The sequence below is a fragment of the Zobellia russellii genome, from assembly GCF_018728565.1.
Taxonomy (GTDB): Bacteria; Bacteroidota; Bacteroidia; order Flavobacteriales; family Flavobacteriaceae; genus Zobellia; species Zobellia russellii.
Window position 1 is genome coordinate 1 of sequence record NZ_JACSOI010000009.1, and the last position, 15738, is coordinate 15738.

The window sequence follows — 15738 nt, forward strand, 5'->3', positions numbered from 1 at the left end:
AGGAACCAGGGTACCGGTTCGACCAGGACCAAAGTTTTGGGCATGGAGTTCGATGCCCCGTTCGGGATAGCCCCCGTAGGGCTCCAGGGACTGATGTGGCCCAATTCGCCCGAGATATTGGCCAGATCGGCGTTCAAGAACAACATACCCTTTATCCTGAGCACCGTTACCACGATGGATATCGAACGGGCCAGCGAACTGACAGAGGGCAATGCCTGGTTCCAGCTATACAATCCCGCAGAAGATGCCCTTCGCGACGATATCATAAACAGGGCCGAGGCCGCCGGCTGCCCCGTACTGGTACTGCTCTGCGACGTGCCCACCTTTGGCTACAGGCCGCGGGACATCCGCAACGGGCTGGCACTGCCCCCGAAAATGTCGTTGGCCAATATCCTGCAGATTCTGGGCAGGCCCACTTGGGCCATGAACACCCTGAAATACGGGCAGCCCACTTTTGAGACCTTGAAGCCCTATACGCCCGAAGGCCTCAACCTGAAACAGTTGGGGCAGTTCATGGACAGAACCTTTTCGGGACGGTTGAACGAGGAAAGGATAAGGCCCATCCGCGACAGATGGAAGGGGAAACTCGTGCTCAAGGGCGTAGCATCGGAACGGGACACCCAGGACGCCATTCGTATGGGGTTCGACGGCATCATCGTTTCCAACCATGGCGGAAGGCAGCTGGACGCCGCACAGTCCACCATAAGTTCCCTTGCCGAGATAGCAGGGAAATACGGTGACCGGATAGAGATCATGATGGACAGCGGGCTGCGTTCGGGTCCCGATATTGCAAGGACCATGGCCAGCGGGGCAAAATTCACCTTTATGGGAAGGTCCTTCCTCTATGGGTGCGGGGCACTGGGAAATAAAGGCGGCGACCACACCATTGCCATGTTAAAGACGCAGTTCAAACAGGTCATGGACCAGCTATGCTGCGAACACGTAGAGGACTTACCTAAACATCTTATTCAACTAAACAACCAATAGTATGAGCCAAAACCATCACGAGGAAGAAATAATTGAGGAAATAGCAGGGGGAGAATTTGAAAGAGAGCCTGTACCCACCTCCAAACTAAAGGGGTGGAAAAGCTTTTTGGGAATGTATGCGGGAGAACATGCCGCAGGAACCGAATTTATGATTGGCCCACTGTTCTTAACTGCAGGTGTCAGTGCCTTTGACCTGATTGTAGGGCTTCTTATAGGTAACCTGCTAGCCGTACTGAGCTGGAGGTTTCTTACTGCAAAAATTGCCGTGGCAAACAGGCTAACCCTCTACTATCAATTCGAAAAAATATGCGGCAAAAAACTGGTCATAGGTTATAACCTGGCCAACGGTATCTTATTTTGTTTTCTTGCCGGCGCCATGATAACCGTTTCGGCCACCGCCGTGGGAATCCCCTTTGATATGGAAATGCCAAAATTGACCGATACCACACCTAACGGCGCTACATGGGTCATTATCGTAATCCTTATTGGTGCCGTAATCTCGCTCATTGCCTCAAAAGGATACGATACCGTATCCAAGGCCGCCAATTATATGTCGCCCATAATTGTACTGGCCTTCTTGGCTTCAGGTATTGTAGCCTTAAATCAATTGGGCGTAAAGAGTTTTGCCGATTTCTGGAATATATGGGGAGAAGGTTCAGAGCCATTCCCCGGACAGCTTAAGTACACCTTCTGGCACGTGGTTATCTGGTCTTGGTTTGCCAATGCCGCCATGCATGTGGGCATGTCCGATCTATCTGTATTCAGGTTTGCAAAGAATGCTAATGCGGGATGGACCACTGCCGCAGGTATGTATGTGGGCCATTACATGGCATGGATTGCGGCCGCACTACTCTATGCAGTCTACCTAAAATCTCCAGAAGCACAAGCATTTCTCTCCAATGGTGAGGCTCCACCAGTGGCACCAGGTCCTTTAGCCAACAACGCTATAGGCATATTCGGTATCATAGCGGTGGTACTCGCCGGATGGACCACTGCCAACCCTACAATATATAGAGCAGGCTTAGCTTTCCAGGCCATCCTACCTAAACTGTCTACCTTCTGGGTAACCATCATTGCCGGGACCATTGCAACCATAGCCGGGCTATTCCCCGCTTTTGCTATGAAACTCCTAGGATTTGTAGCTCTGTACGGCTTTATACTCGCACCCTTTGGCGCCGTTATTGTTTTTGAGCACTTCTTCCACAAGCAGGCCGGAATAGTTAAAAACTATGCTGAGATTGCCAATATCAAGTTCAACAGATCCGTATTTCTAGCATGGGCCATCAGCTTTGGATTATTTTATTTTATTTCAATTCAATTTGATGTGTTCCTTTCATTCGTGACCCTTCCTGCATGGCTACTCTGTGGGCTACTCTTCTTACTATTTAGCAAGAAGTTTCAGAAGACAAATCTTTAGGCATACCCGGATAGAATTCTTCAATACAATTTTAAAAAATAGCAGCTACATTAGAATCATGTAGCTGCTATTTTTTTGCTTTGTCACTCGTTTTACATCTCCTATTCTAATACATAAAATAGCCCTCAATATACTTTAGCATAGCCCTATATTCCCACATTAATTTCCTCTCTATTCTGGCATACGTAAAATCAAAAATAACTCAATTAAATCCATAGAACAGTTTTTCCAATACATACTACCATTCAACTTTTCAGGCTTTCCATGTACTTGTACACAACTACGTATTTCTTAAATTCTACACCATTATTCCTCATCCTTTAATACGGCAAACGAAGGAGGTATACATCCGTTCAGAAAAGGAGTAAAAAAGTACAAAACACCTTATTTACAGCATAGTACAGGTAAGTTAACTCATCCCATTAACATAATATTGTCATGTTGTTAACAAAAGATTAAGAGTCATATTTTACCTCCAAATCAGCTCTAATATACGAGCCTTCTATTGCTTAAAAAACTTAACACCAATCGATTTAAACTCAAAAGGGAAAAGAAATGAAAGAACCTAATTTAAAGAAAATGAAATGGTTGTTGACACTGTTTCTATTGAACATTGCTAGCTTTTACGCTACTGCACAACAAACCAATGTAACCGGAACGGTAACCGATGTACAAGGCGTGCCTATTCCCGGAGTAAATATTGTGCAAAAAGGGACAACAAACGGTGTTGTATCCGATTTTGATGGTAACTATACGATTAACCTTAATGATGGGTCCGATATTTTAATATTCACCTACATAGGATACCGGAGCACGGAAGAAGAAGTTGGTAGCAAAACTATAGTAAACGTAACCTTGAGCGAAGATACCCAAGCCTTGGACGAAGTTGTGGTTATTGGATACGGTACACAGCGAAAATCGGATTTGACCGGTTCCGTTGCATCCGTAAGTTCCGAAGACATTACCCAAGTACCATCTTCACGTGTAGATCAAGTACTCCAAGGTAGAGCCGCCGGTGTACAAGTTACCCAAACTAGTGGTGCGCCAGGGGCAGGTACCGTAATTAGGGTTCGTGGAGGAAATTCAATCACAGGAAGCAACGAGCCTCTTTGGGTAATAGATGGTATTGTAGTAGGAACCAATTTTAACCTCAACAATATTAATGCAAATGACATTAAATCCATAGAAATTCTAAAAGATGCATCTTCTATTGCCATTTATGGCTCAAGAGGAGCAAATGGTGTGGTGTTGGTAACTACTAAAAATGGTGCTGGAGCCGGATCAGGAAAACCGCAGGTTAGTGTAGGCTTATATACCAGTATGCAAATGGTACCTGAACAACCTGATATGCTTACCCAAGCAGAACAAATAGCGTTTACAAATGAAAGTGCCCGATTCAGATCGGCCGCAGAGCCATTTCCTAACGCCCCATCTAGCTATCCGGATAATGACTGGTACGATTTGCTAATGGACCCATCTCCTATCTACAATGCGGATATTTCTATTGCCGGATCATCTGAAAATGGGAACGTAAACTATTACAACTCATTAAATTTTTTCGATCAAGATGGTATTATAAAGAGTTCTGGAATACAGAAATATATTTTCCGCTCAAATTTAGACATTAAGCTAAATGAAAAACTAAAAACAGGGTTTCGCATTAACTATTCTAGGATAAGTCAAGATAACGGAGTGGTAAGTTTTGGAAACGCCTTTGCCATATTACCCACTCAACCTATTTATAATGATGACGGAACTTTTAACGGTTTTGATGAAGTTATTGGTACCCCTTTCTCCAACCCAATAGCAAATATTGCTTTGAATACAAATGAAACCTTTACCAATAATCTATTGGCCACGGCCTATTTGGAATACAAACCATGGGAAAATTGGATGATCAGATCTACATTTAGTCCAGAATTCAATAACACCAAGCAAAATAGGTTTATCTCTAGCCAAAGTCCGGATTTACTTATAGTAGATGATTTGGGTAGAGCAAGTGTACGCACTGTTGCCAGTAACGGTTGGAACAATGAGAACACAATTCAATACCAATCAGATTTTAGTGAAAACCACAACTTAACCTTACTTGGTGGCGCTTCGTTTCAAAAAGTATCGACCGAAGTTACCGAAGCAGAAGCATTTGGTATTACTAGCGATGCCGTTGGATTCAACAATTTAGGTTTCTCCGATCCTACAAGATCTGTAATTAACAGTGACTATACTGGATTTCAGATTGCATCATTTTTTGGAAGAATCAACTATTCTTATAAGGATAAATACCTTTTCACCTTAGTGGGAAGAACAGATGGTAGCTCTGTATTTGCTTCAGGAAACAAGTATGAATTTTACCCTTCTGTGGCAGGAGCCTGGAAAATAAGCGAAGAAGGCTTCATGCAAAACCAAAGCTTTTTTAAAGATTTAAAGCTGAGAACAAGTTATGGCAAGTCTGGTAATCAAGCTATTGGTCCATATAGAACACTAGGGTTATTGACCGAAGCGAATACGACCCTGAACGGTTCCGAAATTCCTGGATTGACCCTAGGAAGACCTTCCAACCCCAGTTTAAAATGGGAAACTACCACTTCTTTTGATATTGCCTTGGAAGCGTCAATGTTCGGGGGTGCTCTATTTACGGAGTTTAACTATTATCAGAAAGAAACAAACGACTTACTGTTAGACGTTACCATTCCTAGACAGACCGGTTTTACCAGCCAATTGCAAAATGTTGGATCATTGGAAAATAAAGGATGGGAACTTCTTGTAAACTCCAAAAATATACAAAATGATAACTTCAGCTGGAACTCTACCTTAACATTGTCATCCAACAAAAACAAAATATTGGATCTTGGCGGCGTTGATTTTATAGATGTTACAGTCGATGAAATTTTGGGGTCAGGAAATACACGCCTTATAGTAGGCCAACCGGTTCCAGTCTTTACGGGAGTAAGGTATTTGGGAACATGGAAAAGTCAGGAAGAAATTGATGCTTCGGGCTTGACTTCTCCACAAGTGGTTGGTGGATCCAGATTTGAAGATTTAAATGGAGATGGTATAATTTCAACCGAAGATAATGTTGTCTTGGGAGACCCTACCCCAGACCTGATTTTTGGACTACAAAATACATTTACCTATAAGAATTTGGACTTTTCCTTTCATTTTCAAGGAACTAAAGGCAATGAAGTATTCAACTTAAGAACACGTAACCACTACTTTAACCGTGGAGAAACCACAAAATTTGGAGACTTACGTAATCGTTGGACAGAAAGCAATACTACCTCAGATATTCCAAGAGCTGGTGCGGACTCTGTAACCAATACCCCTAGTAACTCGGAATATGTAGAAGACGGATCGCATGTACGACTTAAAACGGCAAGATTGGCATATAATTTTCCAATGGATAAAATGGGATGGGGAGACACAGTCAAAAACATGAGTCTTTATGTTTCCGGAAGTAACCTATTACTGTTTTCCGATTTTAGATTAATAGACCCTGAGACCAGTAGTTTTGGGAGAAACGGTCTGGGTAATATAGCCCAAGGATACTCTAATGGAGAATATCCTAATCCGCGAGTTGTAACACTTGGTCTAAACGTAACTTTTTAACAACAACACAGATGAAAACAAAAACTATAATTTTATATGTCTTAGTAATCTTCTCAGGATTTAGCTGTGAGAAGTTTTTAGAAGAGGAGCCAAGAGCCCTTATTGCCCCCGAAACATTCTTTGCTTCGGAAAACGACGCAAGACAGGCTGTGAACGGTATATACGCAATTCTAAAGAACAACTCTATCTACGGGCAAGTAGGTCTAGATCATTTTTATGACAATGGTGCAGATATAATTGAGCCTAACCGTGCCGCTGATTTTGTAGAGCCTATTGGCAATTACTCCATGAATGAGGCATTGGCAGATGTTTCCGTTCAAAAAATGAGTGTTTCGGATACTTGGAAAGATTTGTACAGAGTTATTTTCAATACGAATATCATAATTGAAAGAGTAACGGGTAACGATGCAATATCCCAAGAAGCACAGACCAATATAATTGCCGAAACTACATTAATACGCGCTTTATGTTATTGGCATATTACCAATCTTTGGGGAGACGCACCATATTATACCGAAGCATTACCGTTGGACGAGGTTAGAGTTTTAGGAAGAACAGATGAGGCTACGATTATTAGTGGAGTCATGGCTGATTTAGAGTTTGCACAAGCAAACTTACCCAGTTCCTATAGCGGTGACGATAGCGGGAGAGCCTCTAAGTGGGTAGCAGCCATTATAGCTGCAAAAATCTACATGAAACAAAAAGACTGGAGACCTGCGTTGGATAAGTGTTTAGAGATCATTAACCAGTCCGGCCATTCATTATTGCCTACTTATGAAGAAGTTTTTGACCCCTCAAATGAGTACAATGCAGAGATTATTTGGTCCTTGGATTTTGCCAAAGATATTAGAGGCCAATTTGAAGAAGGTACGGTAAGGGCCGATGGTAGTTTACCTAGTGTTTTTGGTAACGGAAACTGGAGGCCAAGTATGTTTAGTCCACGTCTTAGAGACGAACCAAAGAACTCTAGTGAACGTGCTGCATTGGCGAGTGCTCTTTCTGCCAATGGCGAAGCTTTTAACGGAACTGGTTTACAAGTTGCATCAAAAGATTTTGCCGAAAAATTTCCTCTTAACGATTTAAGACGGCCTTTAAATGTGATGGACAATTATTTAGGGTTTGAACTTAACTTTCCTTACATGCCAAAAATCTGGAATTTAAACACATCTGATTCTCCTAGGTTTAATCACAAAGACAATAGGTTAATATTTAGGTTGGCCGATGTCTACCTTATGGCGGCCGAATGTGAAAATGAACTAAACGGCCCTGCAAATGCATATCAATACATTCATGCAGTTAGAGAGCGGGCTTATGCTACACAAGCTGAATGGGAGCTTGTAGGACTCAGCCAACAAGAATTTAGGGAGGCCATTTATGATGAGCGTAAGTGGGAGTTAGCGGGTGAGGCCCATAGACGGTACGATTTGATAAGATGGGGAATTTTAATGGATGTAGTCCAAAATTTGGAATACCGTTTCTGGCAACCTAATCTGAATATTAAACCTTACCATGTATTATTACCTATTCCATTACAAGAATTACAAATAAATCCTGCGTTATTGGAGTCAGATCCAACCAACAATGGGTACCGATAAAACATGAGCACTGTTTTACATTGTTGACAATTTTTTTTTGAGTTGTTTTGAGTTAGTTGGTAAGAGGGGCAAATTCATTTTGTCCCTCTTTTTTATGCGCCATTTTTACTGTATTTACACACTTTAAAACTCGAAAAGAACATTTTATATCTATTGGCAAGCGGAAATATAATCCGCAACATTTTGAGATTAATGTGTAGAAGAAATGCAACGGCTCCATACCCATTCCAAAAAGGAACTGCACAACTCTATTCATACGCTTTGGAGAACATTTTCATCAATCTTGGGATACCCAGCAATCAAACGTTATCACTCAGACCACAATCGGGAAAAGCACCAATTCCTCCTACAATACACTTAGCCTAAATTTGTATTAGACTGTATCCACCCCCAAATCAATAACTTAAATTTTACCTTAAACATAAATATTATTTTCTCGCTGTTATAGATGGTACACAATAATACTTCAAAGGGGTAAAAACGTACAGAACTGCTGAATTTCAGCATGGTACAGGTAAGTACTTTTAATCCAAATAAGTATCATTGGTCAAGCGAATTTAATGGGAAAAGGGATATAGTTCTCTCTTAATAGGCGCCTAAGACCTGGTTGTAAAACTAAGACTGCTTCCTCCCCTGTTCGATTCAAACAAATACTCAACAAAACTAAATTTAACGAGATGAAAAGAAACTTTCACGAACATTTTAAACGCTTTTTGGCTCTGTCCATAATGTTCTTGGCCAGTTACTATGCCAGTGCCCAGCAAAAGACGGTCACTGGAACGGTAATTGCTGCGGACGGCCTGCCCATACCAGGTGTGAACATTGTACAAAAAGGCACTAACAACGGATCGGTATCCGACTTTGATGGTAATTACAGTATTAAACTTTCCGACGGCAGTAAAACTCTAGTATTTTCCTACATAGGTTATAAAACCGTAGAACGATCTTCTAGTAAAAAAACGGTAATAGATGTTACTCTTGAAGAAGATTCACAAGCTTTAGATGAAGTAGTTGTAATTGGTTACGCTGCAGTTTCTCGCGAAAAAGTACTAGGTGCATTGTCTTCTGTAAAGTCTGAAGATATTGCCCAAGTCACCCCTACCAACGCTTTTGAAGGGGTACAAGGTCGTTTAGCGGGAGTTCAAATCGCATCAAACAGTGGCCCTGGTGGTTCTTTTGATATTAGAGTAAGGGGAACTTCTACCTTTAGCGCTGGCGGTACGGGTCCTCTTTATGTGGTAGATGGGCAGCAACTAGATAACATAGATAACATTGACCCAAATGATATTGCCTCCTTAGAAGTGCTAAAAGATGGAGCTACTACAGCTATTTACGGAACAAGAGGAGCAAATGGTGTAGTACTTATAACAACCAAGTCGGGAAAATCGGGGGAAGTAAACGTAGACGTAAATGTTGTAACAGGAATTAATACCTTAAACGGTGCAATTCCGGTATCCAATACAAGACAGCGCTTATTTTATGAAGATGTACGAAGAACACCCCAACAAAGGGAAACCCCTGCCGGTCGTGATAGGGATTCGCTAAGCCTATTGGTGAGAAATTCTGCTGATTTGCAAGATTTAATTACAAAAGCCGGCATCCGTAATCAAATAAATGTTTCACTAAGTTCTGGCAGCGATAAATTAAAAGCCTATTGGAATACAGGATATTTAGAAGAGGACGGTATTGTCCTTAACAGTGATTTTAAAAGAATCAACACTAGATTTAAATTAGACTTTACACCAAGTAAAAAACTGACGGTGAGTACTTCATTTAATGGGTCTTTTGAAGAGCTTAACGGTTTAAGCGAATTTCAGGTTTTTACACAACTGGTGCAGCGTATTCCATATTACCCACTCTTTCAGCCTGATGGCACTTACACACCTGATTTGTTCAGTAGACAAAACCCACTGGCAGAAGCTGAACTACGTACCCAGAAACTAAGAACTTGGCGAGGTCAAAGTTTTAATTCCATACAATATAAAATTACCCCTTCATTTTCCCTAAAATCTACACTGGGTCTAAACTTTAGGCTAAGAAGAGATAATATATTTTCTCCATTATTGGTATTGAGTAGAAGAGCAGTAAATGCAGAGGGAAGTTTTCGAGATCGAATAGATTACGACATCCAGCAAGAAAATTTCATGAACTACAACAACACTTTTGGAAAACATAGTGTATCAGGGTTCGCAGGTATGCAGATTCAGCGTCGTTTTGGAGAGAATTTTGGTCTTAACAGTACTGAATTTGTCTCTGAAGACATTAGGACATTTAATAATGCCATACCGGAAGACCTTGCAATCAATGCTGGGCAAACCTTCAACTCCCGAAGTAATCTGTTCTCTTTGTTCGGAGGGTTTAATTACGATTTTGACAACCGCTATCTCATAAGTGGTACTATAAGACGTGATGGTTCATCCCGTTTTGGTGACAATAAAGAATTTGGTTATTTCCCATCGGGTTCAGTAGGCTGGCGTGTTAGTAACGAGCCTTTCCTTAAGAATAGCGGTGTTGTTAATAATTTACTTATAAGAGCTAGTTATGGTGAGACCGGTAACGACAGGATTGGAGATTACGATTTTGTTTCGGCATTTTTACCAGGAGCCATTTATAACGACGTAAGTGGAGTTTCTCCTACTAGGCTCGGTAACCCGGAGTTAAGCTGGGAAAGCACCAACCAAACCAACCTTGGTTTTGATCTTGGTATGTTCAAGAACAGGTTAACGTTTACATTTGAAGCTTGGAGAAAAGATACCGAAGATTTGTTGGCAACCGTTCAATTACCGGAAGAATCTGGCTTTAACGGTATTCGCCAAAATGTTGGAGCCGTAAGGAACCAAGGGCTTGAGTTTAATCTTAGCGGTACCATATTAAGAACAAAAGACTTTAGTTGGAACAGTAACTTTAATATCACTATCCAAGAAAATGAAGTTACCAAATTAGCAGGAGGCACTCCTTTTAGAAGCGGTGATTACTTAATTGAGGAGGGACAGCCAATTGGTAACATTTCAGGATACAAAAACCTTGGTGTTTATCAATATGACGAGTCTAATGCGTATACCGATGCCGGCGTACAGCTTACACCTAATTTTAATGCATCCGGAGATTTTGAGAATTATACCCTAAACGGCCAGAACTATACGGGTAATGTTAACCAAATGAAAAATGGAGGAGCTACCCCACAAGGTGGAGACATCATATGGGAAGACCTAGACGGAGATTTTAATATTACTACCGAAGATCGCCAGACCATTGGAAATGGACTACCTACAACCTTTGGTGGTTTCTCCAATGATTTTAAGTACAAAGAACTGAGTTTAAGCTTCCTTTTGGATTACACCTTTGGTAATGACGTTTGGAAAAGATGGGACGAAGAACGTGATGATTTAAACAATAGTGTAGAAACTCCTGGTCCTTTTCGTATTGACGGTGCTTGGCAGAACCCAGGAGATGTTACCGTTTATCCTAGATTGACCCGAGTGGCACAGAACCGGGAAAGACCCAATAGCTTTTTTGTTGAAGATGGAAGTTTCATAAAACTAAGATTTGTTCGTCTTGGGTACGAGTTACCAAAATCAGTTTTGGACAAAATGAACATCTTTAAAAAGTGCGCATTCTACATATCTGCCAATAATCTGGTTACTTGGACAAATTACACAGGATTTAATCCAGAATTGGGAACACGCGGTAATCCACTTCAACCAGGTAATGATGGTTTAAGATTTCCAAACGACCGTGAAGTAATATTAGGCCTAAATCTTAAATTTTAAAATTAAGAAACAATGAAATCTATATACACACATAAACATATACTAAAAATAGCCTTGGCTACTTTGGTTGTTTCATTTGCACTATCGTGCGACGATTTGGTAGACGAATCACCAATAAGTGAAATTAACCCAAATGGTTTTTTCAGGACCAACAAAGACGCTTTAGGCTCGGTAATAGGTACATATGACGCCATGCAAGGTGCCGTGAGGCTCCAACATTTTTATTGGGGCGAGTTCAGGGCTGACAATTATGACCTTAATGAAGCTGCCAATCCAAATAACGCGGAACTTGCCAATAACAATGTAACCCAAGGAAATAATCAAGCTTTGGACTGGGGCAACTGGTACGATATGATCAATAGAGCAAATTTTGCCATTTCACAAATTCCAACTATACCAAATTTTGACGCCAACTTATTAGCGGAGGCACAAGCCCTTAGAGCTTTTGCCTATTTTCAAGCCATACGTGTTTGGGGCGATGTTCCTTTGTTTATGGAGCCCACAGCAAGTGCCGAAGACATAGAGGCATTGGCCAAACCTAGAACGGATGCCAACACTATACTAAATGAGGTTATTATACCGGACATGTTGGCCGCTGAAGAAAATTTCACAATAAACAGATTAACCGACCCCTATAGGTTTTCCTTAACGAGCCTGTGGTCTCTACAAGCTGAAGTTTATGGTTATCTGGGCAACGATGAAGCCGCTCGTGAAGCACTTTTAAAAGTAGTGAACAGCAATAGGTTCAGTTTGACCAACACCCCGGAAGATTGGCAAAACCTTTTCCTGAACGACAATGGTCTAGAAGGCGATCAAGCAGGGCCGTTAAAATTCCAAACCGGTCCGGAATTGATTATGTCAGTTAATTATAACATTACAGAACCTGCCGGTGGAGGCAATGTAAACAGATCAGGAATTTTCAGCCTCTTTTTTGCAGGTGTACCCTCTTATTTAATGTCCACAAATTTAGAGAACAAATGGCGTGAAAAATTCCCTGTAGATTCTTTAGAGTGGGTTACAAAATATCCGAACACAGAACCCGCATTAGCAGAAACTATCATTATTACAGATGAAAACGGTACAGAAAGAGATTCTCTTGTTCCAATATATGGAGACTATCGCTTCTATTTTTCTAGAGAGGGAGGAACAGATTTAAGTGTGAGAGAAATTGGAGAGGCCAGAATGGCCAAATACAATAAGTCCAATTATAATGTTCAGTTTGATGATACGGATATTGTTCTATATAGATATTCCGGAACACTTCTGTATTTAGCTGAGCTGGAAAACAGGTTGGGCAATGATGCCAGGGCCTTAGAGTTGGTAAACGAAATCAGGACCGCCCGACAGCTTCCTCTTGTAGATGCAATGGAATTTGGAGTTTCCGTTGAAGAAAGGGAGCTTTTCATTCTAGATGAGCGTCAATTGGAGTTGTTTGGAGAGGCCCACAGATGGTGGGACCTTATACGAACAGGAAGAGCTATCGAAATTATGAACCCTATTTTAAGTAGTTCCGAAGAAGGAGTGCCATTAACAGAGGAGCGTTTGTTTCTACCGGTTTTTGAAGAACACTTGCTAGAAAATGAAAATCTGGAGCAAACTACTGGTTATTAAACTGAAAACATAAAATTAAAAAAATGAAAAGTATACATATTCTTAAAACTTGGAGCATTCTAAGCATAGTTTGCCTGTTCATAGGTTGCGACCTTCCTGTTCAAGAACGCTTCGTTTTTGAACCCGAAGTGGATATAGTAGATCCGTTTGCAGAAATTACAGCTTGGGAATTCATAAATTCTGGCCGAGCATTGGAATTGGATGATGAAGGTGAGTTAATAGGTGATAACTTCAACTATCTAAAGGCGGCAATTGAAGCTGCCGATATGGTTGATGAATACAATTCAGCGGATAATGAACGAACCTACCTTCTTCTCAATAACAACTCCTTCTTAGGAAATGGAGACGTTATAGATCTTATAACCGGTTCCGAAGAAATTGAGGAAGGAGAGACTCCTGAAGAAATAATGGCAAGGGCAGACTTAGATGTCTTACGATCAATTCTAAAGTATCATATCGTTACTACCTACATTACCCAGACCAATGTCTTATTAGAAACGGATGTTAGCGTTAAATTCCAAACCCTTATACCCGGTGAAGACGGTGTGATCTATATGAGACGTAACGCCCTGTGGAGCATACAAATAAACCAAAACCCCGTTCCTTTACCCAACTCGGCATTTGGAGGAGGTAACAACGAAACGGTAAGGAACCATAATTACGTATTCAATAATGGAATAGGTCACAGCCTTAACGACCCAGTTAGGAATAGGCCCTACCCTACTCCAAACAACTAAACACTATCCATTAAGCACCCCACTATTCAAAAAATATCCTCTGGTCTATTTGTATGTATTCCGGAGGGTATTTATCCTAATAAAGTTCTTTAAGGAGTTTTATTGACAGACGGGTACAAACCATATTTACCCTTAAATCAACAGGACTTCTCTCTTTTACAAAAGGAAGCCAATAAAAAATTAAACAATTCTTTTCCTAGACTGGGGCTGATTTCTTAAAACCAAAAAATCCAAATGAAAATAGAAAAAAACAAAATAGGCCTGATTATTTTAGTTCTATCCATGGTGCATTCCATAAACTTTTGGGGACAAAAATCAGCAGACCAAAATCATGACAAACCTAATATTATTTTCATATTAACGGACGATCAGCGGTTTGATGCTTTGGGTTACGCAGGTAATGAACTCATTTCCACCCCGGAAATGGACAAATTGGCCAAAGAAGGCACCTATTTTAAGAACGCTATGGTCACCACGCCTATTTGTGCGGCAAGCCGGGCCAGTATCCTTACTGGGCTTTACGAACGTTCACACAACTACAATTTTAGTACAAAGAAAATTCGTGATGTATATATGCAAAATTCCTATCCTAAAATTTTAAAGGATAACGGATACTATACTGCCTTTTACGGAAAATATGGTGTACGCTATGATGGACTCAAAAAACAATTTAACGAGTTTGAATCTTATGACCGTAAAGATAAATACCCGGACAAACGTGGGTATTACTACAAAACAATAGGTAAGGACACAGTACACCTTACCAGATATACGGGTCAAAAAGCAATTGATTTTATAGATTCAAAAAATAGCTCTCAACCCTTTTGCCTGTCACTTAGTTTTAGTGCGCCCCATGCGCACGACTCAGCCAAAGACCAATATTTTTGGCAAGACGAATCGGATAAACTTCTTAAAAACACAATCATACCACCAGCAAAACTCTCTGATGACCTATACTTTAAATCACAGCCAGATTTTGTTAAATCCGGTTTTAACAGATTAAGATGGAGATGGCGTTATGACACACCTGAGAAATACCAGTATAGTGTTAAAGGATATTACCGCATGATTTCCGGCATTGACCGAGAAATAAAAAAAATTAGAAAAGAACTAAAAAAGAAAGGGCTTTATAAGAACACAGTCATCATTCTAATGGGTGATAACGGATACTTTTTAGGAGAGCGCCAAATGGCCGGTAAATGGTTGTTATATGATAATTCACTAAGAGTTCCACTGATTGTTTTTGACCCACGTGTAAAAAACCAGGAGGACAGTAAAGAAATGGCCCTTAACATAGACATTGCACCTACAATTTTGGATTTGGCAGGAATTCAAATTCCACAAAATTGGCACGGTAAAAGTCTTATGCCCGTTGCCACAAAAGAACAAACCAGTTTGAAAAGAGATACCGTTCTGTTTGAACATCTCTGGGAATTTGAACATATACCACCCAGTGAAGGGGTACGCACCAAAGAATGGAAATATTTCAGGTATGTAAATAATATGTCGCTCGAAGAACTGTATCATATAAAAAACGACCCACAAGAAACAAAGAACCTAGCTAAAGACCCAGAATTTAAATCCGTTTTAGAGAAGCTAAGGACCAAGTGCAATGCACTTATAAATGAAAAAAGTGATACTTATTTCAATGGTCCTACAGCATTAAAGGTCAACATTACAGAAGCACCACAATCTATACCCGAATTTCAATGGCAGGTACCCACTAAAAACTTTGAACAAACCTCCTATCAAATTTTATTGGCTACCTCAAAGAAAAAATTAGACCAAAATATAGGTGATTTATGGAACAGTGGCCAAGTAATCCAAAAGGTTGCCAAAGCTTATAAAGATGGAAGAATATATCTAAAAGATGGCCAAACGTACTTTTGGAAAGTGAGGGTTTGGGATCAAGAAAATAGGTTCTCCAAATATTCAGAATGTCAAACCATTCAGCTTAATGGCTCCAAATAAACACGTGGCTATTGGCATAAGAACATTTATTAAACAGGATAGTA

General features: G+C 40.6%; 8 protein-coding genes. All 8 read left to right on the forward strand.

Annotated features, from left to right (window positions below):
• Positions 1-987, forward strand: a 987-nt coding sequence (locus tag H9565_RS17380; RefSeq protein ID WP_215441576.1) for an alpha-hydroxy acid oxidase, incomplete at its 5' end; no start/stop codon positions are given.
• 1 nt (position 988) lies between these two features.
• A complete protein-coding gene (locus H9565_RS17385; protein ID WP_215441578.1) occupies positions 989-2404 on the forward strand; it encodes a purine-cytosine permease family protein in 1416 nt (471 codons plus the stop codon).
• Between the two features lie 555 nt (positions 2405-2959).
• Complete coding sequence (locus H9565_RS17390; protein ID WP_246560765.1) at positions 2960-6010, forward strand: SusC/RagA family TonB-linked outer membrane protein; 3051 nt, start codon at positions 2960-2962, stop codon at positions 6008-6010.
• 11 nt (positions 6011-6021) lie between these two features.
• Positions 6022-7605, forward strand: coding sequence for a RagB/SusD family nutrient uptake outer membrane protein (locus H9565_RS17395; protein WP_215441580.1), 1584 nt, complete (start codon positions 6022-6024; stop codon positions 7603-7605).
• A gap of 677 nt (positions 7606-8282) precedes the next feature.
• Complete coding sequence (locus tag H9565_RS17400; protein ID WP_155600692.1) at positions 8283-11375, forward strand: SusC/RagA family TonB-linked outer membrane protein; 3093 nt, start codon at positions 8283-8285, stop codon at positions 11373-11375.
• Positions 11376-11387: 12 nt separating this feature from the next.
• Positions 11388-12986 carry a RagB/SusD family nutrient uptake outer membrane protein gene (locus tag H9565_RS17405; RefSeq protein WP_215441582.1) on the forward strand — a complete coding sequence of 533 codons (1599 nt, stop codon included), beginning with the start codon at positions 11388-11390 and terminating at the stop codon, positions 12984-12986.
• A gap of 23 nt (positions 12987-13009) precedes the next feature.
• A complete protein-coding gene (locus tag H9565_RS17410) occupies positions 13010-13723 on the forward strand; it encodes a hypothetical protein (RefSeq protein ID WP_215441584.1) in 714 nt (237 codons plus the stop codon).
• A 234-nt stretch (positions 13724-13957) separates the two neighbouring features.
• Positions 13958-15694: a sulfatase family protein gene (locus H9565_RS17415; protein ID WP_246560768.1), complete on the forward strand. Its 1737-nt coding sequence runs from the start codon at positions 13958-13960 to the stop codon at positions 15692-15694.
• Positions 15695-15738: the final 44 nt, after the last annotated feature.

Excerpts from the sequence above, each read along its gene's own strand:
- H9565_RS17405 (WP_215441582.1), top strand. The coding sequence starts at position 11,388 with ATGAAATCTATATACACACATAAACATATACTAAAAATAGCCTTGGCT.
- H9565_RS17395 (WP_215441580.1), top strand. The coding sequence starts at position 6,022 with ATGAAAACAAAAACTATAATTTTATATGTCTTAGTAATCTTCTCAGGA.
- H9565_RS17410 (WP_215441584.1), top strand. The coding sequence starts at position 13,010 with ATGAAAAGTATACATATTCTTAAAACTTGGAGCATTCTAAGCATAGTT.
- H9565_RS17385 (WP_215441578.1), top strand. The coding sequence starts at position 989 with ATGAGCCAAAACCATCACGAGGAAGAAATAATTGAGGAAATAGCAGGG.
- H9565_RS17390 (WP_246560765.1), top strand. The coding sequence starts at position 2,960 with ATGAAAGAACCTAATTTAAAGAAAATGAAATGGTTGTTGACACTGTTT.
- H9565_RS17400 (WP_155600692.1), top strand. The coding sequence starts at position 8,283 with ATGAAAAGAAACTTTCACGAACATTTTAAACGCTTTTTGGCTCTGTCC.
- H9565_RS17415 (WP_246560768.1), top strand. The coding sequence starts at position 13,958 with ATGAAAATAGAAAAAAACAAAATAGGCCTGATTATTTTAGTTCTATCC.